Raw genomic sequence first — 23656 nt, 5'->3', positions numbered from 1 at the left:
GCCGCCACCGGCCGGTCCGCCGCACCCGAATCGAACACTTTCAAAACACTCTCTCAGCTTGACTTTTAACCTTTGCCGTCGCGTGGGGCAGTTGGTGATGATGTTGTTCGGCGTGTCGCCGCGGCATGGGGCGACGACCGCCTGATCATCTTGAGGTTCCTCTCACAGAACTTTCGAGACAAAGGCAAGCGGTGGTCGTGAGTGTCAGTGTGCCCTACACGCAGGTGGTCGGGGAAGGGTCGTACGCGGATGACCGGGTCGAGCTGGTGTCGTTCCGCGAAGAGTTCTACCGGTGTTTGTCGGCGCGCAGCGATGCGGTGTTCGAGCTGACCGATGCGTTGCTGTGTTCCGGGGACCCGGTCACCACACTGGTCGACTTGTCGCTGACCCCTGAGCATCGGCGCGGTCACGGCGCCTTGTACGACGGATTGAACTGCGGCCGGGTTGATATCGATCGACTGCGACGCGCAGTCGGAGCACTTCCCCTGCCGCGAAGCGGCGATGGCCGGATCGTCCTGGCCATCGATATCAGCCCGTGGCTGCGCCCGGATGCGCCAACCAGCTCCCAGCGAGCGTTCTGTCACGTCTACGGTCGCGGTAGGAATCAAGCACAGTTGATCCCCGGGTGGCCGTATTCCTTCGTCGCCGCGCTGGAGGTGGGACGCACGTCGTGGACGGCGGTACTCGATGCGGTGCGCCTGCGGCCCGACGACGACGAAACTACGGTCACCACGACACAAGTCCGCGAAGTAGTCGGGCGATTGCAATCGGCCGGGCACTGGAGAGACGGCGACCCGGACATCGTGCTCGTCTTCGATGCCGGGTACGAACTGGCACGGGTGGCGTTCCTACTCGCTGATCTACCGGTTCAGGTGTTGGGTCGGATGCGTTCGGATCGGGTGCTGCACTTCCCCGCGCCGCCGCCGGGTCGAACCGGGCGCCCGCCCCGGCACGGTGCCGAATTCAAATTCGCCGACCCCCTGACCTGGCCCGAACCCGACAGCGCCGCCGATACCGACACCGACCGCTACGGAACAGCCGTCACTGCGGCGTGGAATCGGTTGCACCCGAGGATCACTCACCGTGGATCGTGGGCGGACCACCCGGGTCCGCCGCCGATCGTCGAAGGCACGGTGATCCGACTGACGGTCGATCACCTGCCCGGCAACCGGCACCCCAAACCGGTGTGGCTCTGGTACTCGGACCCGGACGTCGGCGCCGACGACGTCGACCGATTGTGGCAGATGTTTCTGCGGCGCTTCGACATCGAGCACACGTTCCGGCTCTTCAAGCAGACGTTGGGTTGGACCGCCCCGAAGATCCGCAACCCCGAGGCGGCCGACCGATGGACGTGGATCGTCCTGATTGCGCACACCCAACTCCGACTCGCCCGGCCGCTCGCCGAAGACCTACGCCGACCGTGGGAACGACCCGCCCCACCGCGACGGTTGACGCCGGCCCGGGTCCGTCGGGGGTTTCGGCGCATCCGCGCGACCATGCCCAATCCGGCCGGCGCACCGAAACCCGTTCGACCCGGTCCCGGACGCCCACCCGGCACGAGGAACCGCCGCCCCGCCCAGCACCATCACGTCGGGAAACGCACCAAAATCGACATGACGGAGCCAGAAAGTGAAACCCAACCAGGTTAAACAACAAGCTCAGATGCTGGACATATCCCGCCCGACACTGATGAAGCTGATCGGCGAGGGGGAGATCCTCGCCTACAAAGTCGGCACCCACACCCGTTTGAAGAGTAGTGATGTGATTGTGTACCAAGAGCGGCTGCGTGCCGAACAGCGAGCAGCGTTCGACGACCTTCGCGCTTTCGAAGACGCAGAAGGCATGACGTACCGACCGGTGCTCGGAGTCCACAAGGACCCTGCGTCTTTCCTCGTCGGGTGAGCGCAGGGGTTCTGACGGACGCAAACATCCTCTATTCGAGGACACTTCGAGACTGGATATGCCTACTCGCCTTGCAGAAAGCGCACGGACTTCAGATTCCGGTGCCGCGCCGTAAGTCCGTGCCGACCGCGCCATGCTCGAGCCGCTGTCGGCGCCACAGTGGCGCCTGCCCGCGACCGGTTACCGTGCGGGCGTGGAACCTACCCCAGGTACCGGGCAGGTGTTGTGCCCGGCGTCGGTCACCTGAGCCCGAATCAGGTGGCGCTGCGTTCGGCGGATCCCACCGCATCGAGCACGGCGGCACGCGCCGAAGCGTCGGGGGTGAGGGCCTTCTCGACGGTTCCGATGTTGAGCAGTTGCCGCCAGCGGGCCTCGTTGAACGGCGATGGGCGCGTAGCGGACAGGAACTTCTCGACGGTGTGGACAAAGCGCATGGGGTCGTCCCGGAAGGGGAAGTGACCGGCGCCCTCGAAGATCTCCAGCCGCGAATCCGGCATTGCCGCGTGCGCGGTGTGGGCGTGGCTGACGGGGATGACCGTATCCCGATCTCCCCAGATGAGTTGAACAGGGAGACTTGCCGTCAGATAGCAGCGGTCGAGCATGGTCACCGTCTGTCCGCGCCAGTCGACCACCGCCCGCAGGGTGCGTAGGTAGGCCTCGTACGCGGTGGGCTCGGGAAGTTCGGTCAAGATCCGCACCAGATCCGGTGTGTCGTGCAGCGCCGCACCGGGGCGCAGGGCGGTGCCGTGCAGCCGAGTCAACACCGTTCCCACCCAGCGCACCGCGGGCACCGCTCCGGGCAGGCGCAGCAATTTCAGTGCCTCGTTGACGCTCGGTGTCGCCGCGAGGCGCAGGAGTGGGTGAACGTCGGTGGTGATACCGCCGGCGGAAACCAGGATGAGCCGATCCACCATCTGCGGGAACTGGTAGGCGAACTGCATCGCGATGCCGCCGCCGAGCGAATGTCCGATCACGGTGGCGTGGTCGATTCCCAGGGTCGAGAGTAGATCGCGCATGCCGTTGGCGTAGGCGGCGACGGAATAGTCGGCACGGGGTTTGTCGGAGCGACCGTGGCCGAGTAGATCGGGTGCGATCACCGTGTAGTTCTCGGCGAGGTGCGGGATGATCTCGGTCCATGTCGACGAGTTGTCGCCGATGCCGTGCAACAGCAGCAGCGCGGGGCCGTCACCGGCCATGCGGAAGGCGCGCCGGTACCCGTGGATGGTGCGAAACATCATCTGCGGCTCGGCGTCGGGCACCGGCCTGAGTTTGCGCATGCGACTGGGGTTCATCGCACCCTCCTCGACTGTCGCGTTCCTCGTCGATTCTTCGCTGCGCACCGTCGACACACGTGGCGACACGCCCCACCCGAGGGTGTCGACATCTGGAGGGTTGTTGCCTCCTCCCGTGCCCCGTAGTAGGTTGTTGTCCGTCGCTGAACGTGCCGATGATGGCGTCACTGTCGATGCCGATGATGCGGATATGAGAAGGGCCCTTCCCGCGGTTGCGGGGAGGGCCTTCGTCGGACTGTTGACGGCATCGTCGGCGTGGTGACGTCGCGCGATCAGTGACTCAGTCGTGGCCACTTTCGGTGACGGCCACCCGTGCGGACTTCTCGTCGACGATGGACACTTTCGCGGCGAACGCCGCCGTCAATGCCTGTACCGCCAGGTTGTTCACCGCCCGCGGATACCCCCGCGCCGCATTGTGAATCAGGGTGACCGCATCATCGGAGAACAACGGATCCGTCCGGCCGGCGATCTTGCAGTGATGGGTGATGTAGTCCGCCGAATCCGGCGGACTCATCCCGGCCAGCGCGTAACGCACCGCGATCCGCTGATCCAACGCGGCGAGCACTCCGAGCCGCAGTCGGTGCCGCAACGTCGGCTGCCCGACCAAAAGTGCCGCGAACGGCGACCCCGAATCCATGTCGTGGTTGGTCAGCATCCGGATCGCTTCCATCTGTGCATTGTCGAGCAGATGCGCCTCGTCGATCACCACGACCGGGGTGCGACCTCGCTCGGCGTATTCGGCGGCCAGCGCTTCGGCGGCTTGCGGCGCCAATGTCGCGGTGTAGAAACTCGGCACCCGGCCCAGCGCGGTGACGATGTGATGCAACATTCCACGCACTCCGACCGAGGGGTTCGGCAGGTAGATCACCACGTGCCGGGCCGGGTCCAACGCGGAGGTCGCGGCGCGGATGGCGACGGTTTTCCCGGCGCCGACCTCGCCGGTGATCACCCCGAGCGCGTGCTGGTCCACGCACCAGGAGATCCGGGCGACGGCTTCGGCGTGGCCGGGGTGCCGGTGCAACATCGACGGTGCCAGACCGCGACCGAACGGCATCTTCGTGAACCCGTAGTACGACTGCAGACGTTGGATACTCATGCCGGCCGCCCGCGGTGATCGGTGCACCCGTCGATGATGTCGTCGATGCTCAGCTGCCCGGGAACCTGCCCATCACCGTCGTCGTCGGTGGGTCCGTAGAGGGCGTGATACCCGATCCGCCGATCGCTGCGCACCTGCTCATGGTGCAGGTGCGCGGTCAATGCCAGATAGTCGATACCGGTCGCAACCGGCGTCGGCGGCGCCGGTGTTTCGGGCCGGGCTTTCGGGTGCACGTGCCGGGTGATGGTGTGCGGCACCGCCCGCCCGTGCGAGGCGTCGCGGTAGCGGACCTCGACGGTCTCCATGTCGAACGGGGAGAACACCAACTCCACCTTCCTCCCTGCCAGGGCCTGATCGACCTGGTAGGTGTTGCCGTGCAACGACACCGTCGCCGTCTTGGTCACCGTCCGATACTCCGACCACAGGAACGCCTCGGTCAGATCGGCGGCCGTCGGCATCGCCGGTGTCCGCCCCAGCCGGGACCAGCCGGCCTCCCACCGATCGAGTGGACGCTGCCCGGTTTCCGAGTGCGCCCGCCGGTGGTATTCGGTCTCGATCCATCCCGTCAGCAACCGGTTGAGCTCCAACAATGCGGCACGGTGATCGAGACCCGCGGCGGTGAGGTCCTCGGCGGTGGAGTCGGCGACCTCGACGAGGAACTGCTCCCGCACCGTGCGGAAGAACCGTTCGATCTTCCCGCGGCCCTGCGGGCGGTGCGGGGTCGAATGCACCAGCCGGATACCGAGTTTCGCGCAGGCCCGCAGCAGCCACGCATCGACGAACGCCGAACCGTTGTCGACGTAGACCGATCCCGGGACACCGCGCGCCGCCAGCGCCGGCTCCAACGCGACCCCGAGACGGACGGTGTCCTCGGAGAACCCGAACCGGTAGCCGGTGATCAACCGGGAATGATCATCCAAGAAGGCGAACAGATACGTTTTGCGGCCACCGATCCTCGGCCCGTGCAGGGCGTCCCCGGTCCACCGATCGTTCGGGTTTTCCGCTTCGAAGCGCCCGAACACCGTCGGGGCGTCCCCGGCGGCGGGGCCGATCAACTCCAGCCGGTGAAAGTGGCGCAGCAGCGTCGACTCCGACGGCGCCCAGCCGGACGAGGCCCGCATAATCCGCCCGACCTGGGCGGCGGTGCGGGCCGGGTTCTCGCGTTTCAGTGCGGCCGCCAACTCGAGGGTCGCGGTGTCGGTCCGCGGTGACCGCGCCCGCGGGGAGGGAATCAGCTCTTCGAACCCGCCGGCCCGGTAGCGGCGGATCCAGCGGTCGAACGTGTCCCGCGAATACCGCACCCGCGCCCCGAACGGGTCGGTGTGTTCGCGGCTCGCGATCTCGCGCACCAGCCGGCCCCGGGCCTTCGTCGACAACCCGGCATCGAGCGCCGGGCAGATCAGTTGGTAGCGGAACAACCCGACCGCCTGGCTTCGCTCACGTCGTTTCTCATCGTCGGTAGGCAACGAGTTTCTCCCCTTCGTCCGGTGCTCGCGCTGCCCGAACCTGTTGCCGGGCAGTCACACCCGCGACGATGACGCATTACCCTCTTCGGCGGCAGGGTCAACTGGTGTTGCAGAATCCGAACTCGAGGCCGGCGGCCATCCCGGTGAGAGAAGCAGACCAGCACTGGCCGCGACCGCGACCTGCGCGGCCGTCACCGCGCCGAGGACCGCGGCACTCCCGAAGCGCCCGGTGATCGCGGTCCGTGCCGCGTCCACCGCGGCGAGGACGTCGCCCCACACCGACTCCGCTGCCCTCGGCACCATGACATCGACACCCGCCGTGACCGCGACCGTGAGGAACCAGCTGCGCACCGCATCCGCGCGGGCCGCCGCCGCCCGCAACCAGCCGCGCACCGTCGACCCCGGGATGCCCAACCGCTGCGCGATCGGGCGATGCCCGCTCCCGCGGGCCTTCGCCGCCAACGCCGCCCAGATCACCTCCGCCAGATACGCCCTGCGCAGCAACAACGTCACCGGCAGCAGCACGTGCGTCACCGCACACCCCCGGCAACGGGCCCGTCGCGGGCGCACCGGAGCGACCAGGCCCGCCACCGGGCGGGACCGGGCGAAACCCCACCCCGCCAACACCCCGTCCGAGCACGACGGGCAGGACATCTCTCCGCTCGACAGCCGGGACTCGACGCACGCAGGATCGACCTCTACCGTGACCATCAGTGCCTTCCGCACTACGCACGGTGCCCCCGTGAGCTCCGCCAAGAATTCAGCGGGGGCGCCGTGCACCCGTCAGTTCCTCGTCACACTGACGGTGCAGACCACCAATATCAACCCCACACTGACGCCGACAACCCGATCGGCAACCTCACTGACGAACACCCACCCGCTGCTCGGCACCCCGAGCGACGCTCAACAGGACAACGCCCTCGACGGCCATGCCGAAGGCCTCGTCCTGTTCCCCGGAATCGGGGACAAGCTGACCGACGACGTGTCGATCGCCGAGGTCGCGCTCTATCCTCCGAACGGATCGAAAACCCCACTTGCTCGCTGGACGTTGCCCGAACCGGTCGCTGTGCCCGACCTCCCGCGTTCCGAATAGTCGGCGAGCCGCACCACGCGGCGGCTCATCGAGGTAGGTGGAGTTGCCGCATTCGGGTCGGGTGCATGTACGGCGGCCGCAGACCGGCCAACCCGAAGCCGGCCGATTCCGGTTCGAGTAGATCGGGCAGACAGGCCGGTGGTGTGGTGCGCCCGAGAGTGCCGTCGCTATGCAGGTGCGCCGACGCCCACCGGTCGGCGGCGGGGCAGTGTTCGAACTCCCACCGCAGGACCCTGCCCTCACCATGGGCCCGCTTCTTACCGATGACATCCAGGCCACCCAGGATCGTGGCGACGGCGTCGAGATCTCCAACTCCGCGCCAGGTGACCGTGCGAGTGCTGGTGATCATCAGGGGCATGTAACGAGCCCGGTAGCGGCCCTGCCGATCCGAGATCACCGCCGGCAGCGTGTGACTGAGTTGCTCGAGCCCGCGGTGATCGGCCCGCGACGCCCAGTGCCGCACCACGGGATCACCGGCCGGGTCCTCGGGGAACGAGCACGTCGCACACCAATGCCAGTCCTCGCCGGCGAGCTCGCATCGCGCCAGTGGCAGCTTGAGATCCGGCGGGGCGCTCCCGGGTGTCAGCGCCGGCACATACTCGCCTCGGCCCCATGCCGCGGCTTTGTGATCGGCCCACAGTTCGGCGGCGAGGATCCCGTCGAGACTGATTCCCCACGGCGTCGCGTGCGCCAGTCCCGACGACAGGTGCGCCCGCACCAGGAACGGTGCCATCTCCTCGGTGCCCGTCATGTCAGCCAGCACAATGCTTCGATGACCTCATCGCGCAGTGGCGTCAGCTCGACACGCCAGTCCACTGACCGCGGGTCCGGACCGGCCAACACCACCCGATCCGATTCGGCGCGAACCCGCCCGTGACCTATCGCGCTGCGCCCTCCAAGGAATCCGTCACGCGCGAATCTGCCCCACACATCGGTGAAGAACGAGATTTCGAGTTCGGTGGCCCGGTCCAGCCGCAAGAAGGTTTCGAAACGGGTTCCCGCAGGGAGTGTTTCGACCTCGAATCGCATCAGCATCGACGAGCCGACATCCTTGCCGGCTCCGCCCCCCGCGGAGGATTCGGGGAACGCCCGGGTGTCGGTGTCGTCGAACCGGCTGTAGCTCTCCAGGGAGACCAACTCGAACTGACTCATCAGCCGGCCGTCATACGCCCGGGTCATGATCGTCTCGGTCTCACGCACCCGCGGGACCACCTTGCCCACCTTCAGGCAGCCATCGATCGGTGGCTGACCTCCGCCGTTGCCGCCGAACACCCCGATCGGGGGAACCAGCTCCCGCAGTCGCTGCCGCCGACGACCGGTCAGACCGTCGCCGGTGACCTTCGTCAGAGAGCCACCGTTGCGTAGCGCGTGCGCCGCCGAGAGCGGGATCTGCTGTTCGTAGCCGATGACATCGCGGAACAGCTCCTCGGCGATCCTGCGCAACCCGCCGCGCAGGGAGTTCCCGGACACGATCGGCACCAGCACCGGCTTGCCATCCGGCTGGATCACCGGCTCGCGCCGGAACAGTGTCGTCGTCGTTCCGGAGTCCTCCCCCTTCTGGGAGATCGAGGACAGCGCGGTCAGCTCGACATCCCAGCGCACCGTCGACCTCATCATTTCTTCCTTCCCGAAGTGCGAGCGGCGGCCACGGCTTCGGCGACGATCCGTGTGCGCAGCACGTACGACGTTGGACGCTCTCGCAGCAACGTCAGCACCGGCTCGGACTCCTCACGCAGCAACGTCGCCAGCTCCAGCCGTTGGTCGGTGTTCGTCGGTTCCGATTCGAGGGACCGTGAGACCACCGACCACCACCGGTCGAGATCGCCGCCACCGATATAGGTGGCAACCCGAACACGGTTCGGCAGGTGCTGGGTCCAGTACGTTTCCCGTCGCCGGCCGACCCATCCCGAATCCCAGTCGATCCCGTAGTGCAGCAACAGCAGCAGGCGTTCTGCTGTTGCCGCCGGCCCCTTGAGCGGCGGCAGCCCCGCCGGTGCGGCCGCGAGCCATCGATCGGTCGGGCTGGTCATTTCGTTCCTTTCGCACTCGCCGACACGGTGGCTCGCAGTGCGAGCTCCCACCACTGCCCGATCTGGCGGTACGGGGCGAGACGGTCCCAGTCCGCGAAGACCGCCGGCCACCGCCTGGGGGCGATCGTGGTGAGCACCGGATACGGGGCCGCAGGCTCGGCGAGCATGCGGGCACCGAACCCCAGCGCCCGCAGTCGGCGCATCGCTGTCACCGCCACGACATCACGCGACGTCCAGGGCAGGCACATGTCCTCGACCGCAATCCCGCCCCACCGCGCATGCGGCAGGATGTGCTTTCGGCCGGGCCGCAAGGGCACCACCACGGCGGTATCCGGCTCGAGCGGCCGCGACAAGATCCGTTCGAGATCCGCCGCGGTCACTGCCCTCATTGCTGATCGTGTGGTGACCACATGCATGCTTCTGCGCAGATCCGGGTGCCGGTAGGCCCACGCGCAGGACGTGCACAGCCCACCCTCCGCGGGCGCTTTCCACGAATCGAAACCCGTGAACGTTCGGGAGACCACCTTGGTCACCGCCTCCACCGGAACCGGGAACGCCGCGCATCTCGCACACCGGCCCACCCTCGCCACCTCGACTACCTCACGCGTCTTCGTCGACGCGAATGCCGCCGCGACGACGTCCTGCCGGCCCGCCACCTCGCACAGTTTCCCCACACCACACTCCTCACACGCCCAGGCGACTTCAAACGCCCTACGCCTGGAGGAAGATCCACCGGGCGAACACTGTGTGACAGAAACTGCGAGATCTCGATACCGACCGGACACCGCGAAGGAGGACGTGTGGCGGGCAAGCCCGAACCCGACGGCCTGGACCTGAACACTCTCCGGGCACTGCGCCGGCCCCGCCGCGACCTCAGGGCCCTCACCGGGCGCATCGAGCAGCACCTCGACGACCACGACGGATACCTCGCCTTCTCCGGCGGCAAGGACTCACTCGTCGCACTGCACCTCACCTTGCAGGTCGAACCGAACATCCCCGTCGTGTTCTTCGACTCCGGCCTCGAGTACCCCGAGACCTACACCTACATCACCGCACTCGCCGACACCTGGAACCTCAACCTCGAACCCCACCGAGCCGACCCACCACTGCTGACCGTCCTCGCCCAGTCCGGCGAATGGGACCACCAACAGCCCACCCGAGCCACCGGCCAGAAGCTGCGCGACATCCTCATCGGTGCACCCTCCCGCGCGGCGCACGCAGCCCACGGGCCGGGAGAAATCTGGGGCGTACGCGCCGACGAATCACCGAAGGGCACCGGACGCTGGTCGCTGTACTACAACGCACTCAGCAGCCACGTCACACGCGACTGCGACGGCTGCTGCACCAACACCACCGAGCAACGCCGACACCACGGCGGCCTCATCGACCGAGCCGACGGAACACATGTCTTCGGGCCCATGTGGGACTGGAGCGTCGATGAGATCTGGGCCTACATCGCCCACCACCAGCTACCGGTGAACCCCGTCTACGACACACTCCGCCGACTCGGCACCCCCGAGGGGCACCTGCGGGTCTCGCACATGCTCGACGGTGCCTTCCTCGAACACGGCCGCATCACCCGCCTGCGCCGTGGATGGCCGGCACTGTTCGAAGAACTCGCCCACGTCCTCCCCCGGATCCGCGAATTCGTCTGATGGCGAGCGGGTATCACGGGACCGCGACAAGAGAGAGAAGTTAGCGCGGTGTCACGTCGCTGTGGACCTCCGCCGACCCAGCCACAACCGGTGTCGCGACTGTGGTTTCCACCGCGACGCTGCGGAGAATCTCGTGATCCCACAGCGGCCGGACTCACGTGTCGTCCCATTCGAGTCCGAGCAGACGCATCGCCCCGGCAAGGTCACCGTCGTCGGGTGCCACCGGCATCTGATCCAGTGCGGTGACGTGGGGGCTGACCACCGGGTCACCCGGTCGCTCGTAGACTGCCCACAACCGCAGCCCGTCACCGTGCCGCGAGTCGAACTCGACTCCGGTGATCGGATATCCGTCCGGACCGCCAAGGGTATTGATCCACTTGGAGATTGCCTGCGTCAACGCCCGCGGGCGGCCGTCCCGAATCGCGGCGCCGTCGAGATCATCGAGTCCGTGCCGGATCGCGGCCGACCGAAACCCGACACGCAGCGTGGCCAGCGTCTCGGGATGCCCGGGGACCGCAAACCACCCCGTCAGCGCGCCGTGGGCGGCCATGCGAGGCACGCACCACGACCGCGGCACCCGGCCGGGTTCGACAGTGGGGAATGCGGCGGCATCCTCGTCGTCGACGACGATCTCGTCCAGATCCGCGATCACCTGCGCGCTCGGCCGGGCGTAGGCGAGGACCTCCAGGTAGCAGGCCAATCGGCTGGCACCCACATAGAGGGTGCGCCACACACCGTCCGGGTCGTCCCACCGGCCGGTGAACCGGCCGTCGGTGGCGTACACCCACGGTGTCCATTCCCACGGCGACGGCGCGAACCCGACCCGATAGACCTCGCACCCATATCGGTGGGCGCACCACATCGACCCTTGCGCCGTGGCGACGAGGGCATGGTCGACCTGGGTCATCCGACGGCGGCGAACTGCCGGGCCGCGGCGAGGACCTGCGGCCCGACATCGGCGAGTTCCCCCTCGCGCAGCAACAAGGCGGGGGCGCGGTCGTCGAGGATCGGATTCAAACCCTGAAACCAGGCCTGCGCCACCGCCGGGGTGTCGCGGGCGGTGATCAGCCGTGCCGCCCGGTACGCGATCCGCAGCCGTTCCACATCCGAGTCGCTACCGATCGTCCGTGTGCCCTCTGCCCACTGGCGCACTGCACGGGTCTCCTTGACCCGCCCCAGATAGGCGACCAGCTTCGCGCCCAGCAGCTCCCGCAACGCGGTGACCAGCTCGGGCTGGGACATACGGGCGGCCTGGTTGTACGCCTCCAGATCCGGCCGGGGATGTGCTGCGGTCATCACGAACCACCTCCAGATCCCAGGGTAAATCACAATCATGATCCCAGCAAGGACACCAGCCGAGAGAGCAGACCCACAAGGAGACTGCTACCGGACCCGCCTCGAGATGTGCGGCACGGTGGACTACGCCGGCAAGTGGGAGGTAGTGGCGGGGTCCACGGTGGTGGATGCCGCCGAGGCGCCCTCCGCGATGCCGAGCAGGACGGTGCGGGCGGCCGCAGCGTCGCTGCGGGCTCGGTGTCCGCCATCGAGCCGAATGCTCTTCTCGGTGCCCTCGGCCTGCGATCGCATCCGCATGATGCATCCCCACATCTCGGAGTCGGCGAGGTGCGCAGGGTCGAGACCGTGCCGAGCACAATCATGGAGAACGCGACCCTTGTCGAACTCACTGTGGTAGCTGAGCGTCACTCGCCCAGTGGTCACCGCAATCAGAGCCTGGTGGACAGTAGACCAGCCAGGTGCGCCGATCAGATCGGCCGGGGCAATTCCATGCACGGCATACGCGTCCGGGTGGATCGGAACCTCGCCCGGATCGACCAGGGTATCGAGCAGTGGATCCCCGGTCGCGGCGTCCAAAACGCAGATTTCGATGATGCTGCCGTCCAAATTGGTCGATTCAACGTCCAGAACCACTGCCCGGCCGGGGACGAGCATGCCCCGTGCCCACTGCTGCGGAGACGTCTGTGTACTGGTCATGCCACCTCCTTCTCGTGATCATCGTGACGGCACCCTCTGACATGTGGCTCTGACTCCGGCCCCCATGCCAGCCCGGCGAAGTTCCTGGTAGCCCTCGGGGCCACACCACCGGGCTTCCTAGCTGTAGGAATGCTCAGGTTCGCGCTCGCTGGAGATCTGCCCGTCGGTGCTCGGCGGCTGATCGCCTCCCTGCGGTGCAGCAGCATCTGCGACGTCGGTCGTCTCAGTCGCGTCCTTGCCGGCGCCACCACGCACGGCCTTACCGGATGTGCTCTTCCGCTTCTTCGGGGCGGTGTAACCCATGGCTGCGAGCTCTTTGGCCGTCCATCCGCCTTCGATCGCGTTCTCGTGGGCCGTCCTGATTGCATCTACAGCTGCCTCGCGTGCGGAATCGAGCGCGGCAAGCTCTTCCACCGCTTCCCCGATGGCTCCGACAAGCGCGACTCGTGTTTCGATTGCCTTCTGCGCCAGTGCTTCCGCATTCTTTCGTGCGGCCTCGATTGCCTTCTTGTGGGCTGCTGGCGTAATCGTCATGTGTCACTGTCTCCTTCTTCTCTGCGGTCGTGCCGCACGTCGCGACACGACCTGTTGCCGGTCTGGGTCTATAGTGGCGATCGTATTGTTCCGCTTCGGGATCAAGCGCAGGGCACCATCCCTGATGGTGCCGACTGGGGTCACAGGAAGCGGGCGGGCACCATGTCCGGACGGACGGCGCTGATCTGGACGAGCTGCCCGGTCTGCGGTGCCTCGAGCATTTTTCCGCCACCGAGGTAGATCGCGACGTGGTTGGCCCCGTCTGCCTGCCAGTTCCCGAACAGCAGGTCACCGGGCTGGGCTTGGTCCATGCTGATCTGCTGGCCTGCCCGGAACTGTTCCTGTGAGGTTCGCGGCAAGACCTTCGTGCCGCCGGTACCGATGTAGTAGGCGAAGCGCGTGAGCCCGGAGCAGTCGTAGCCGGCGGTAGCTCCTCCGGTGCCGTCGCCCATCGACGGTCCGGTGAGAAGGCCTCCGCCCCATTGGTAGGGCAATCCGATCGCACGCATCGCCGCGTCGATGACCGCACGCGCGAACTCGAGGTTGCGGGGAAAGCGGGGATCGAAGGTCAGCTCGCTGACTGCGGTCGGGGCGAGCATTCCTGTCAGGGAGGGGATGCCGGCCGCAGTGGTGGGTGCTCCGCTGACGACAGGAGGCAGAACTACCGGCTTCGTCTCCTGCTGCGGATCCGATGACGATGCCGGAGCTGCGGGGCCTGCCGGGTGGGTGACACCGCCGGCGGGCCGGAGTTCCGGACTGGGGGCGGGCAGGACCACCTCGGGAATCAGGCCCTGCGCCTCGGGCGGGAGCTGTTCCCTGGCGCCTGCAGCGGCATCCTGGACTTCCGGTGGAATGGCGTCCTCGATCTCGGCTTGCCACTCGGCGGGCAACTGCTCCTGCGCCTGCTGCACTGCCCGGGCCGCGTCGTCGAGATAGGGCTGCGGGTCCGGGACATACTGGGCGAGAGCGGGCGGTAGTTCCTGTGCGACCGACGTGACGCTGTCGGTGATCGCGGGGTCCACTCCGCCGCCCTGGGCAGCTGATGCGCCGGCCACTGCGACGCCGACGATGATCGATGCGAAATCCATGATTTCTCCTTTGCCGTTGGTGTGGCGGCCAAGGGCGGAAGTACTGTCTCGATGACCGCGAGGGTGTCGTGCGATCACCGACAGTAGAGAGAGACCTGTACAACTCGACCGAACTCACAACCGGGGCAACCCAGTCGGGCATCCACATCGACCAACAGGGCGTGGAGAATTGGACCGGATGCGGAAGATCAAATAGGGTGTGGGTACTGAGAATGCACCGGGTGAGTCGGAGGCACACCATCTTGTAGGTGGCCTCCGACTTTTCTTTCTGCTCACAGCCCCTTGCCATCTCGTCGTCCGGTATAAGCGTCGGCGCCGGAGCCCTCCTTCCCTTGCGTTGTGTCCGCGGCCGGAACCGCATCGTCGTGTGGCGCGGCTTTCACCACTCTGAATTGCGCGGGCGCAGCGAAGATATCGGGATGAAAGGTCAGGTCGGGGCGCCGGTGGCGCAGCTTGTCCGCAGTCATGACTGTGTGATCCTTCCGGTGATTTGAATCTGTCTCGAACGCCCCGCCTCGACTCGTCATGGCGTCTCGTGATCGACAAGTTGGACGACCAGGCGCTCCCCCGGCGGCTGTCCGGGCCGCTCGTACGGCACAAAATGAGCCCCCACCACCCGGAGTTGCATTCCTCGTGGCAGCAGATGGTGTGAGTTGACTACGCGGGAAGATTGCCCGTAGTACATGCCCCGGTCGGTCTGGATCTCAAAGACGACATCGGAGGGCCGGGCGGTCAAGTCCAGCTCGTGCAGCGAATGGGTTGCCGCAGTGAACCGGTCGAAGGACAGGACCGTCCCCGGCGATAGCGTCGAGGGCAGATCTGACGGGTTCACGACCGCGTTGGGGATGCTCACCGAGGTGTACACCAAATGCCCTCGTCCGGATTCGCGTTCGTATCGTTGGATTGCCCTGTCCACTCGTTGGACCTGCTTGCGGCGAGCATCGTCGAGCTCGACAGCGTCGCCGGCCACCGCGGAGAGGGCGTTGTTCGTCTCCCGCCAGGTCTTCGGGTCCGACGTCAACGCCGCCAGCGCCGTGTACTGGGCTTTCGGCATAGCGTCGAGGACGCGGCGCTTCGCCGCGGATCGGGTGTTCCGTTGCCGTGCCGAGAGTGTGCGACGGAGTTCGATCGCTGGTGGCAGCCGGGGGCGTAGCCGAGAGTTTCCGATTGCCGCCGGCGTGGGCCGTGGATAGGCACGGTTGAGGTCCCGCTGCGCCCGGGTCAATCCGGGTAGGTTCTCGGTGGCGGTGTCGAGTTCTCGTGCTCCGCTGCGGAGATCGGCGCGGGTGTCGTAGGCGTGCTGCGAGATCAGGGCGCCTTCCTTGCGGGTGGCGACGTCGCTGTCGCCCCGGTCGGGATCGAAAACACCGTTGCCGCGGTCTGGGCTGATCCGGTCATGGCTGCGTCCCATCAGATCTCACGCCCGACGAGGGTGTATTTGGATCTGCGGGTGGTGGCCTGTTCGCGGCGCCCCACCGCGCGGCCGAGCAGTCGATCGAGACTCTCGCTCACCACGGCAGGGCGCTCGAGGCCGACCATGTGTCGCGCTCCGCTCACCGGGATGAGTTCGGCGAGTGGAAGAGCCGCTGCGAGTCGCTGTGAGTGTCCGATCGGGGTTACCCTGTCCCGGGTTCCACAGATGATCGACGCCGGCACCCGCGCGAGCACGTCGAGCGCCGGGGAAGCGTCGTATATCCGCGGATCACGCAGGAAGGCGGCCACAGTGGCGATCGGCGTCGCGTGAACCATCCCGTAGGACGTGGCGGCGGCACGGACACTTGCACTCGGAGCAAGCGGGCAAGTTGCGCCGACCACCGGCGACAAGATGCGACGTGAGAGATCCCAGCTGCGGCCAACGAGCCCTGGGGCGTGAGCTGATGCCGTCCGCAGCAACGTCACCGCCGGCGTTCTCAGAGCGCGCCCGATGCCGGCGCCGGCGACATTGTCGACGGCGGTCGAGATCAACCCGACCCCGATGATTTGCGCGGCCGCGGCCTCTTGGTGATGGGCGACGTAGGACATCACGGCCATCCCGCCCATCGAATGCCCGACGAGGACAATCGGCCCCTTTGGCGCCACCGTGCGAATCACCACATCCAGATCCCGTCCAAGCTGGACAATCGTGTAACTGCCGACGTCCGCCCCGCCAGATCTGCCATGGCCGCGGTGATCGAAGAAGACCAACCGGGCACGCCCCCACCAGACCTCGGCCAGGTAGGCCCGTTGCGGTGCCCATGCGTCCATGTGGAGACAGAATCCGTGCGCAAAGATCACAGTGACCGGCGCCGTCCGGGATCCGACCTCACTCACAGCCAAGGAGGTGCCATCAGCGGTGCGGATGAAATGCGTGTGGGTGTGGTCACCTGAGTAGGCCCCAGTACGGCCACTGATCGTCACGAATTCCGGCCCCGGCTGAGGTGGCTGGTGGTCGCGAACGGGTGGTGCGGCGTGTCGGCACGAATCTTGGCCCCACCCGGGTTCGGATTCTCCTCGTTGGACATGTTTCAGCGAGGGAGGACCGGTGAAGAGATCGGGTTCGCGGATGGAATTGTTCGAGCAGATCCGCCGTGATCGGCGGGATTCGAAATTGTCGATTCGGGAGTTGGCCCAGCGGCACGGGGTGCATCGACGCACGGTGCGGCAGGCGTTGGCCTCGGCGGTGCCACCGCCGCGCAAACCGTATCGCCGACGGGTGCGACCGGCGATCGACGACTGGTCCGAGCTGATCGATTCCTGGCTGATCGCCGACCAGCAGGCACCGCGTAAGCAGCGGCATACCGCGCGGAGGGTGTGGCAGCGGTTGGTCGCCGAGCACGGGGCGACGATGTCGGAAGCGACGGTGACCCGGTATGTGCGCCGCCGCCGCGCCGAGCTGGGGCTGGTCGAGATCGAGGTGACGGTGCCGCAGACCCATCTGCCGGCCGCCGAGGCGGAGGTCGATTTCGGGGAGGTCTACGCGGTCGTCGCCGGGGAGATGACCAAGTGCTGGATGTTCGTGATGCGCCTATCGCACTCCGGACGAGGCTGCCACGTGGTGTTCGGCACCCAGGCACAGGAGGCGTTCTTCGAGGGACACGTGCGGGCCTTCGAGTGGTTCGGCGGGGTGCCGCACCGCATCCGCTACGATAACCTCAAACCTGCTGTGGTGCGGGTACTTCGGGGTCGTGACCGAGTCGAGTCGGACCGATTCGTCGCCCTGCGCAGCCACTACGGCTTCGATTCGTTTTTCTGCATTCCCGGACAGAAGGGCGCGCACGAGAAGGGCGGCGTCGAAGGCGAGATCGGCCGGTTCCGGCGTCGGCACATGGTGCCGGTGCCGAAGGTGGCGTCGTTGACCGAACTCAACGAGAAGGTCGCCGCCGCGGACCTTCTCGACGACACCCGGGTCATCGGGGGCCGTCCTGTGACGGTGGCGGCCGCGTTCGCCGGCGAGCAACCGGAGTTGCTTGGGCTGCCTGCCGAGCGGTTCGACTGCGCGCGACTGTTGTATGCGCGGGTCGACACCCATGCGCGGGTGTCGATGCGGCAGAACTTCTACTCCGTGCCCGCCCGCTACGCGGGCCGACGGCTGCCGGTGCGGCTGAGCGCGGGCCGGGTCGAGGTGCTCGACGGGTCTCGGATGGTCGCGGTACACGATCGGGCTTTCGGCCGGTTCGCCGAGGTCCTGACCCTCGATCACTACCTCGAGGTGCTGGTCCGCAAACCCGGCGCCTTCCCCGGGGCGACCGCGTTGGCGCAGGCCAAGGCGGCCGGGGCGTTCACCGCCAGCCACCAGCGGTACTGGGACAGCGCCCGCAACCTGCTCGGGGACCGCGCCGGCACCCGCGCGCTGATCGAGGTGCTGCTCGCGCACCGCAGCCTGGCGCCCGATGTTCTCCGCCAGGCTCTCGACCGGTCCATCGAGACCGGGTGCGTCGATCCCCAGCTCGTCCTCATCGATGCCCGTCGGCTGGCCCGCACCGATTCCACCCCCGCGGTCCCGATCGGGGTGCTCACCCGCTACGACCGTCCTGTTCCGTCGTTGACCGCCTACGACACCCTGCTCACCGGAAGCTGAGGTCTCACATGGTCTCCTCCGACGCCGCAGCCCAGGCCGCGATCGGCGCGGCCACCCGCGAGCTGCATCTGCCGACCATCCGAACCGAAGCGGTCCGGATCGCCGAAATCGCTGTCCGAGAACAACAATCACATCTGGCGTTTCTCGCCGAAGTGCTCGCCGCCGAGGTCGACGACCGCACCGAGCGACGCCGGGCGCGCCGGCTCAACGACGCGAAGTTCCCGCGCATCAAACGGCTCGCCGACTTCGACGTCGAGGCCGTGCCCGGGATCTCTGCGGGCACACTCGGGCATCTCGCGGTCGGCGGCTATCTCGACGCCGGCGAACCGGTGGTGCTGCTCGGTGATTCCGGCACCGGCAAATCGCACCTGCTGATCGGGCTTGGCATGGCGGCCTGTGAACAAGGCCGCCGAGTTCGCTACATCACCTGCGCCCAATTGGTCAACGAACTCGTCGAGGCCGCCGACGAACGGATCCTCTCCCGCGTCGTCGCCCGCTACGGGCGCCTGGATCTGCTGCTGCTCGACGAACTCGGCTACGTCCAGATCGATCCCCGTGGAGCGGAAATGCTGTTCCAGATCATCACTGAGCGGGAGGAACGGGCGAGTATTGGGATCGCATCGAATTTGCCGTTTTCGGAGTGGGGCACCGTCTTTCCCGATCCCCGGCTGGTCGCCGCGATCGTCGATCGCATCACCTTCAACGCGCACATTCTCGAAACCGGCACCCAATCCTATCGCCTGCGCACCAGCAAGACCCACCACCGAAAACGTGCCTGACCCCCACCAGTGGGGCCGCAATTCATGCGGCGGATTCCAGTGAACGTCGCAACACCCGACGCTAATCGGAGGTTGCGATGCACGACTCGACACAGCCCAACAGTGGGCACCCCGGTGTTGCTCTGACGGAGAAGCGCGAACAGTTCACTCGGCTGATCCGGCAAGGGGTTGGTAACTCCGAGGCGTGCCGCCGTGTCGGAATCAACCGCCGGACCGGGACACGATGGCGGTTCGGGCGCACAATCACCAACACGGCCGGCGAGCCGGTGCACTATCCGCCAGTGACTTCTGACGTTCGCACGCGGCCTCGCTCGCCCCGCTACCTGTCCCTGGACGAACGGATCATGATCGCAGATCTCCGCCGGGCCGGCTGCGGTGTCCGCGCGATCGCATCCGAGCTGAACCGATCACCGTCGACGATCAGCCGGGAGCTACGCAACAACGCCACCGACAATGAGTACCGTCCGCACGCTGCCCAGCGGCTGGCCGTGCACCGGATCGGGCGCCCTCGCGCCCGCCGCCTCGATACCGACGCCGTCCTGGGCGCGCACGTCGCACAGTTGCTCAGCGACCTGAAGTTCAGCCCGGAACAAGTCGCGCATCAGCTCCGCGTCGATTTCCCCGGCCAACGAAACCGGCATCTGTGCCCGGAGAGCATCTACCAGGCGATTTATGACCAACGGTGCGGCCTGACACGGCCCGCGAAACGGTCCTTGCGGACCGGCCGATACCGGCGTCGCCGCCGCCTGTCGGGCTTGGAACGTCGCGGCCGGTTGACGAATATGACGATGATCGACCAACGACCCGACGAGGCAGCCGACCGCAGCGTGCCCGGGCATTGGGAAGGTGATTGCATCATGGGAGCGGGGAACAAGACGGCGATCGGCACGCTGGTCGAACGACGAAGCCGATACTGCATGCTGATTCACCTTCCCGGCCGAAACCGTGCCCAGGAACTTCGTGACGGCATCGCGGCGGCGATGGCAGCACTGCCGCCGCAGCTTCGGAAGACCCTGACCTGGGATCAGGGCAAGGAGATGGCATTGCACCAGCAGATCTCCGCCGAGACCGGCCTGGACGTGTTCTTCTGTGACGCCCACTCGCCGTGGCAGCGCGGCAGCAATGAGAACCTCAACGGGCTTCTGCGTCAATACTTTCCCAAGAGCAGCGACCTCGGCATCTATACGCCGGAGCGTCTGGTCGAGGTTGCCTCCCAGTTGAATAGTCGACCCCGCAAGACCCTGGAGTGGGCAACTCCGGCTTCGCTCCTCACTGAGATACCGTCAAACCACGACAGGCCCAACTGTTGCGACGTTCGCTAGATTCTGCCTGCCGATCACTGGGGCCAGATCACTTGACGAAACTCAATGCGTGCGACCGGTGGGGACACTCATCGTCGACCCCCCAACTGGCGGATCATCTTTGCTTCCATCGGGTGGATGCGGCGAACTTCGACATTCATCGGTACCACTCCTCAGTCCTGACACAGCAATTGCGAGGACCATAAGTTCGGACCTGGACTGCCCCGCCTGAACTACGAGCGTTCCCCAGCTTCGCTGCATCACGTACGCCTCCCGTCCGGAGCAATCGGCACTCCCTCTCATTTGGAGGAAGATCCACTCCACCGGAGTTGTGTGACATTGCTTGAACAGCACCTCTTGGGTTAACCCCAATGCCGCGCAGTTAGGGCGGCGGGTCTGTTGTCAAGTGTGCTGGTATGAGGATGCTGATGCTGATCTCGGCGTGGTAGTTGGTGCGGTCGATGTCGCCCTTGGCTCGGTGTTTGGAGATTGCGCGCTTCACTACGCGGGGGCTGACTCGTGTTCTGCGCGTGGGCATTATATCGGTGAGTACGGCGCGGCCGATGGCGCCGACCAGGTCGATGACGGTACCGGCGATGACGCCGGCGGCGTGGATGAGCTGGTCGCGGGCGGCGTGGAGAGCGACGGTGAAGCTGGCCCGGTCGGGGCTGGCGGTCGGGTCGGTGGCGGTGGCGTCGGCGATGGCCAGACGGAGGGCTTGGTAGGTGGTCAGCAGGGCGTAGACCTCCTGCTCGATGCCGGCGGGGGTGCGTGCGCGCAGCACCCGTCCGCCGAGGATGCTGGACTTCAGCTCCAGGTAGGAGGTTTCGATCTCCCAGCGTTGGTGGTAGAGCTCGACGATCGCCGATGCCGGAAACGCCTGGTGGTCGGTCAATGTGGTGATGAGCCGGTAGCGGCCGACTCGACGTTTGCGCTGGTGATCGCCGGTGCCGGTGATGGCGATCTCGGCGTCGATGACTCGAAGTGTCACTCCGGCGATCACCGTCAGGTAGGACCGGTCCGGGCAGCGCCCGATCCGCGGGAGTTTGCGGTTGTCCTTGCAGCGAATGAGCAGGTCAGCACCTGTGTCGGCGATGCCGGCGATGATGTTCTGTGCGGCGAAGTTGCGGTCGGCCAGTAGCAGCATGCCCGGCCGTAGGCAACCGAACAGGCGTGGTGCGTAGGTGGTTTCGCCGATGAGGGTAGAGCCGAACACGGCGTCGATGACGGTGCGGGTGCCGCACGCGACGATGGTCAACATCCGCATCAGCGGGTATCCGGAACCGCCGTGGGTGCCGCTTTGGCGACTGAAGCAGCGCAGGTTCGCCGCGCTGTCGGGCACCGACATCGTGGTGCCGTCGACCGCGCAGACCAGCAGCCCACGCCAACGCGTCGCCCCCGCCGCCGGCCCGGCGAGCAGCTCGAACAGCGCCCGCAACGGTTTGGCCCCGACCCTGCGGCGAGCCTGGGCGAGCGCGGAACTGCCCGGCCGGGCCGGCGTCAGCGCGTCCAGTCCGGCGGTCAGCCGTGCCCACACCTGCTGGTAGCCGCCCTCGGCGAACAGTCCGGCCGCGAGCAGCAGGTACACCACCACCCGCGAGGGCAGATCGCGCACCCGTTTCTGCACACTCGACGTCGACGCGAGCGCGTCGTCGACCATCTCGAACGGCACGATCTGGGTCAACTCGCCGAGGTGACCGGGCGCGAACCGGCCTACGGCAACCTCGACGGGGCGGCGGATGACAGACTGTGTGGACAGCGGAACTCCCAAGGTAAAGGGTTGTCTTGCGAGGACAAGCCCTCGATACCGGGAGTTCCGCTGTCCCACACGCACCGACACGCCCTTTCCTCACGTGTGTCCCATTTGACCCAACAGTCACACGCCTAATGGGAGTCGATCGGCGAGCCTTCGACAGGTGACTGCCCGTCCACGACAAGCTGATCACTGAGCCGCCGGCCGGTGAGCACTGCTCTCGCCTGGAGTGAGGGTTGACTCCTAGAGTTAGATTGTGCCCCGGCCGGTCGGTGAGGTCGCCTATAGCGCTGATGGGATGTCGTGCCGTATGAGCACTGATCCATTAGGTCGATGCCGGGTGCCTCTGGGCTCGAACAGGTTTCATCAAGAATAGGAGACCAAAGGAGGCGATCGATGATCTTCGTCGGAGACGACTGGGCCGAACAACATCACGATGTCCATTTGATGGACGACACGGGCAGGCGACTGTCGTCGCGTCGGCTGCCGGAAGGACTCGCCGGCATCCGCACATTGCACGAACTGATAGCCGGCCACGCCGACGAGCCGGGTCAGGTCGTGATCGGCATCGAAACCGACCGCGGTCTGTGGGTACAGGCGCTGACCGCCGCCGGCTATCAGGTGTACCCGGTCAACCCCCTCGCGGTCGCCCGCTACCGCGACCGTCACCACGTCTCGGGCGCGAAGTCCGACGCCGGTGACGCCAAACTGCTCGCGGACCTGGTACGCACGGACCGGCACAATCATCGCCCGATCGCCGGCGACAGCCCGGACGTGGAGGCGATCAAGGTCCTCGCCCGCGGACACCAGAACCTGATCTGGGCCCGGACCCGGCAAACCAACGCGCTGCGCTCGGCGCTGCGCGAGTACTACCCGGCCGCGTTGGAGGTGTTCGACGACCTGCACGACCGCGACACCCTCGCCGTACTCGGTCGCGCCCCGACTCCCGCCGAGGCCGCGCACCTGACCCTGCCGGCGATCCGATCCGCGCTCAAAAGGGCTGGTCGGCAACGAAATCTCGATACCCGGGCCCGCGAAATCCGGGCCGGGTTGCGGGTCGAGCAGCTCGCCGCGCCGGCGCCGGTCGTCGCCGCGTTCGCCGCCACCACCCGCGCGGCGGTCGGTCTCATCGTCGAGTTGAACCGGCAGATCATCGAACTTGAGTCCACACTGGCCGACCATTTTGAGTCACACCCGGACGCCGACATCTACCGTTCCCTGCCAGGACTTGGTGTTGTGCTCGGCGCCCGGGTGCTCGGTGAGTTCGGGGACGACCCCGACCGCTACACCACCAGCAAGTCTCGCAGAAACTACGCCGGCACCTCCCCGCTGACGATCGCGTCCGGCAAGAAACGTGCGGTACTCGCCCGCCACGTCCGCAACCGGCGTCTCTACGACGCTATCGACCAGTGGGCGTTCTGCGCTTTATTGTCCAGTCCCGGTGCCCGGGAGTTCTACGACCAGCGACGCGACGCCGGCGATCTGCACCACCAAGCGCTCCGCGCCCTCGGCAACCGCCTCGTCGGCCTCCTCCACGGCTGCCTCCGCCACCACACCCACTACGACGAACACATCGCCTGGGATCACCGCACCATCCGGGCGGCTTGACGTCCTACGG

At 66.7% G+C, this 23656-nt stretch carries 25 protein-coding genes; 8 read left to right on the top strand and 17 right to left on the bottom strand.

The window, feature by feature from the left end:
* Window positions 1–197 precede the first annotated feature (197 nt).
* Window positions 198–1649: an NF041680 family putative transposase gene (locus tag PSR88_RS37260; RefSeq protein WP_244163528.1), complete on the top strand. Its 1452-nt coding sequence runs from the start codon at window positions 198–200 to the stop codon at window positions 1647–1649.
* Complete coding sequence (locus PSR88_RS37255; protein WP_244163527.1) at window positions 1630–1902, top strand: helix-turn-helix domain-containing protein; 273 nt, start codon at window positions 1630–1632, stop codon at window positions 1900–1902. Before PSR88_RS37260 ends, PSR88_RS37255 begins: the two co-directional genes overlap by 20 nt.
* A gap of 254 nt (window positions 1903–2156) precedes the next feature.
* On the opposite strand, the gene PSR88_RS37250 is transcribed toward PSR88_RS37255, so the two are convergent.
* From PSR88_RS37250 to PSR88_RS37235, 4 genes are all read right to left on the bottom strand, one after another.
* The gene (locus PSR88_RS37250; RefSeq protein ID WP_072943914.1) at window positions 2157–3194 is read right to left on the bottom strand and encodes an alpha/beta fold hydrolase; all 1038 of its coding nucleotides are present in this window, start codon (window positions 3192–3194) and stop codon (window positions 2157–2159) included.
* Between the two features lie 280 nt (window positions 3195–3474).
* Window positions 3475–4290 carry an ExeA family protein gene (locus PSR88_RS37245; protein ID WP_029537845.1) on the bottom strand — a complete coding sequence of 272 codons (816 nt, stop codon included), beginning with the start codon at window positions 4288–4290 and terminating at the stop codon, window positions 3475–3477.
* On the bottom strand, window positions 4287–5756 hold the full coding sequence (locus PSR88_RS37240; protein ID WP_029537848.1) for a DDE-type integrase/transposase/recombinase: 1470 nt from the start codon (window positions 5754–5756) through the stop codon (window positions 4287–4289). The genes PSR88_RS37245 and PSR88_RS37240 overlap by 4 nt, the downstream gene beginning before the upstream one ends.
* 54 nt (window positions 5757–5810) lie before the next feature.
* Window positions 5811–6467, bottom strand: coding sequence for a hypothetical protein (locus tag PSR88_RS37235; protein WP_029537864.1), 657 nt, complete (start codon window positions 6465–6467; stop codon window positions 5811–5813).
* 31 nt (window positions 6468–6498) lie between these two features.
* Here PSR88_RS37235 and PSR88_RS37230 point away from each other — a divergent pair, with 31 nt between their 5' ends.
* Window positions 6499–6849 (top strand): hypothetical protein, encoded by a 351-nt coding sequence (locus tag PSR88_RS37230; RefSeq protein WP_237723812.1) that lies wholly within the window; start codon window positions 6499–6501, stop codon window positions 6847–6849.
* 25 nt (window positions 6850–6874) lie between these two features.
* Here PSR88_RS37230 and PSR88_RS37225 read toward each other — a convergent pair whose 3' ends face one another.
* Genes PSR88_RS37225 through PSR88_RS37210 form a run of 4 tightly spaced genes read right to left on the bottom strand, consistent with a single transcriptional unit; the run spans window position 6875 to window position 9553 of the window.
* Window positions 6875–7600, bottom strand: a complete 726-nt coding sequence (locus tag PSR88_RS37225) for a hypothetical protein (protein ID WP_016880415.1) — start codon at window positions 7598–7600, stop codon at window positions 6875–6877.
* Window positions 7597–8466: an RAMP superfamily CRISPR-associated protein gene (locus PSR88_RS37220; RefSeq protein WP_029537850.1), complete on the bottom strand. Its 870-nt coding sequence runs from the start codon at window positions 8464–8466 to the stop codon at window positions 7597–7599. Before PSR88_RS37220 ends, PSR88_RS37225 begins: the two co-directional genes overlap by 4 nt.
* Entirely contained in the window at window positions 8463–8879 is a 417-nt protein-coding gene (locus tag PSR88_RS37215) for a hypothetical protein (protein WP_011599935.1), read from the bottom strand. The genes PSR88_RS37220 and PSR88_RS37215 overlap by 4 nt, the downstream gene beginning before the upstream one ends.
* Complete coding sequence (locus tag PSR88_RS37210) at window positions 8876–9553, bottom strand: hypothetical protein (RefSeq protein ID WP_016880419.1); 678 nt, start codon at window positions 9551–9553, stop codon at window positions 8876–8878. Before PSR88_RS37210 ends, PSR88_RS37215 begins: the two co-directional genes overlap by 4 nt.
* Window positions 9554–9679: 126 nt before the next feature.
* Here PSR88_RS37210 and PSR88_RS37205 point away from each other — a divergent pair, with 126 nt between their 5' ends.
* Entirely contained in the window at window positions 9680–10534 is an 855-nt protein-coding gene (locus PSR88_RS37205) for a phosphoadenosine phosphosulfate reductase family protein (protein WP_016880421.1), read from the top strand.
* A 154-nt stretch (window positions 10535–10688) separates the two neighbouring features.
* Here PSR88_RS37205 and PSR88_RS37200 read toward each other — a convergent pair whose 3' ends face one another.
* The 8 genes from PSR88_RS37200 to PSR88_RS37165 form a co-directional block, all read right to left on the bottom strand.
* Entirely contained in the window at window positions 10689–11441 is a 753-nt protein-coding gene (locus PSR88_RS37200) for an RES domain-containing protein (protein ID WP_011599932.1), read from the bottom strand.
* The gene (locus PSR88_RS37195) at window positions 11438–11830 is read right to left on the bottom strand and encodes a hypothetical protein (RefSeq protein ID WP_007299950.1); all 393 of its coding nucleotides are present in this window, start codon (window positions 11828–11830) and stop codon (window positions 11438–11440) included. Before PSR88_RS37195 ends, PSR88_RS37200 begins: the two co-directional genes overlap by 4 nt.
* A gap of 123 nt (window positions 11831–11953) precedes the next feature.
* Window positions 11954–12526, bottom strand: a complete 573-nt coding sequence (locus PSR88_RS37190; RefSeq protein ID WP_011599931.1) for a 3'-5' exonuclease — start codon at window positions 12524–12526, stop codon at window positions 11954–11956.
* Between the two features lie 117 nt (window positions 12527–12643).
* Window positions 12644–13060: a hypothetical protein gene (locus tag PSR88_RS37185; RefSeq protein ID WP_011599930.1), complete on the bottom strand. Its 417-nt coding sequence runs from the start codon at window positions 13058–13060 to the stop codon at window positions 12644–12646.
* A gap of 140 nt (window positions 13061–13200) precedes the next feature.
* Window positions 13201–14148 carry a C40 family peptidase gene (locus tag PSR88_RS37180; protein ID WP_016880422.1) on the bottom strand — a complete coding sequence of 316 codons (948 nt, stop codon included), beginning with the start codon at window positions 14146–14148 and terminating at the stop codon, window positions 13201–13203.
* 272 nt (window positions 14149–14420) lie between these two features.
* Window positions 14421–14615 (bottom strand): hypothetical protein, encoded by a 195-nt coding sequence (locus PSR88_RS37175; protein ID WP_041813591.1) that lies wholly within the window; start codon window positions 14613–14615, stop codon window positions 14421–14423.
* Window positions 14616–14671: 56 nt separating this feature from the next.
* Complete coding sequence (locus PSR88_RS37170) at window positions 14672–15559, bottom strand: hypothetical protein (protein WP_011599928.1); 888 nt, start codon at window positions 15557–15559, stop codon at window positions 14672–14674.
* Window positions 15559–16458 (bottom strand): alpha/beta hydrolase, encoded by a 900-nt coding sequence (locus PSR88_RS37165; protein WP_342338961.1) that lies wholly within the window; start codon window positions 16456–16458, stop codon window positions 15559–15561. Before PSR88_RS37165 ends, PSR88_RS37170 begins: the two co-directional genes overlap by 1 nt.
* A gap of 232 nt (window positions 16459–16690) precedes the next feature.
* Here PSR88_RS37165 and istA point away from each other — a divergent pair, with 232 nt between their 5' ends.
* From istA to PSR88_RS37150, 3 genes are all read left to right on the top strand, one after another.
* A complete protein-coding gene (istA, locus tag PSR88_RS37160; RefSeq protein ID WP_342338980.1) occupies window positions 16691–18205 on the top strand; it encodes an IS21 family transposase in 1515 nt (504 codons plus the stop codon).
* A gap of 8 nt (window positions 18206–18213) precedes the next feature.
* Window positions 18214–18984 carry an IS21-like element helper ATPase IstB gene (gene istB / locus PSR88_RS37155; protein WP_342338960.1) on the top strand — a complete coding sequence of 257 codons (771 nt, stop codon included), beginning with the start codon at window positions 18214–18216 and terminating at the stop codon, window positions 18982–18984.
* 281 nt (window positions 18985–19265) lie between these two features.
* The gene (locus tag PSR88_RS37150) at window positions 19266–20306 is read left to right on the top strand and encodes an IS30 family transposase (protein ID WP_342338959.1); all 1041 of its coding nucleotides are present in this window, start codon (window positions 19266–19268) and stop codon (window positions 20304–20306) included.
* A gap of 361 nt (window positions 20307–20667) precedes the next feature.
* Here PSR88_RS37150 and PSR88_RS37145 read toward each other — a convergent pair whose 3' ends face one another.
* Window positions 20668–22044 carry an IS4 family transposase gene (locus PSR88_RS37145; RefSeq protein WP_411755686.1) on the bottom strand — a complete coding sequence of 459 codons (1377 nt, stop codon included), beginning with the start codon at window positions 22042–22044 and terminating at the stop codon, window positions 20668–20670.
* A 390-nt stretch (window positions 22045–22434) separates the two neighbouring features.
* Here PSR88_RS37145 and PSR88_RS37140 point away from each other — a divergent pair, with 390 nt between their 5' ends.
* Complete coding sequence (locus PSR88_RS37140; protein WP_342338958.1) at window positions 22435–23646, top strand: IS110 family transposase; 1212 nt, start codon at window positions 22435–22437, stop codon at window positions 23644–23646.
* The last annotated feature ends 10 nt before the right edge of the window (window positions 23647–23656 follow it).

This window comes from Rhodococcus sp. DK176, assembly GCF_038447315.2.
GTDB classification, from domain to species: Bacteria; Actinomycetota; Actinomycetes; order Mycobacteriales; family Mycobacteriaceae; genus Rhodococcus_F; species Rhodococcus_F jostii_A.
Note: the sequence above shows the minus strand (reverse complement) of the source record. Positions and strands in the feature narration are given on the sequence as shown.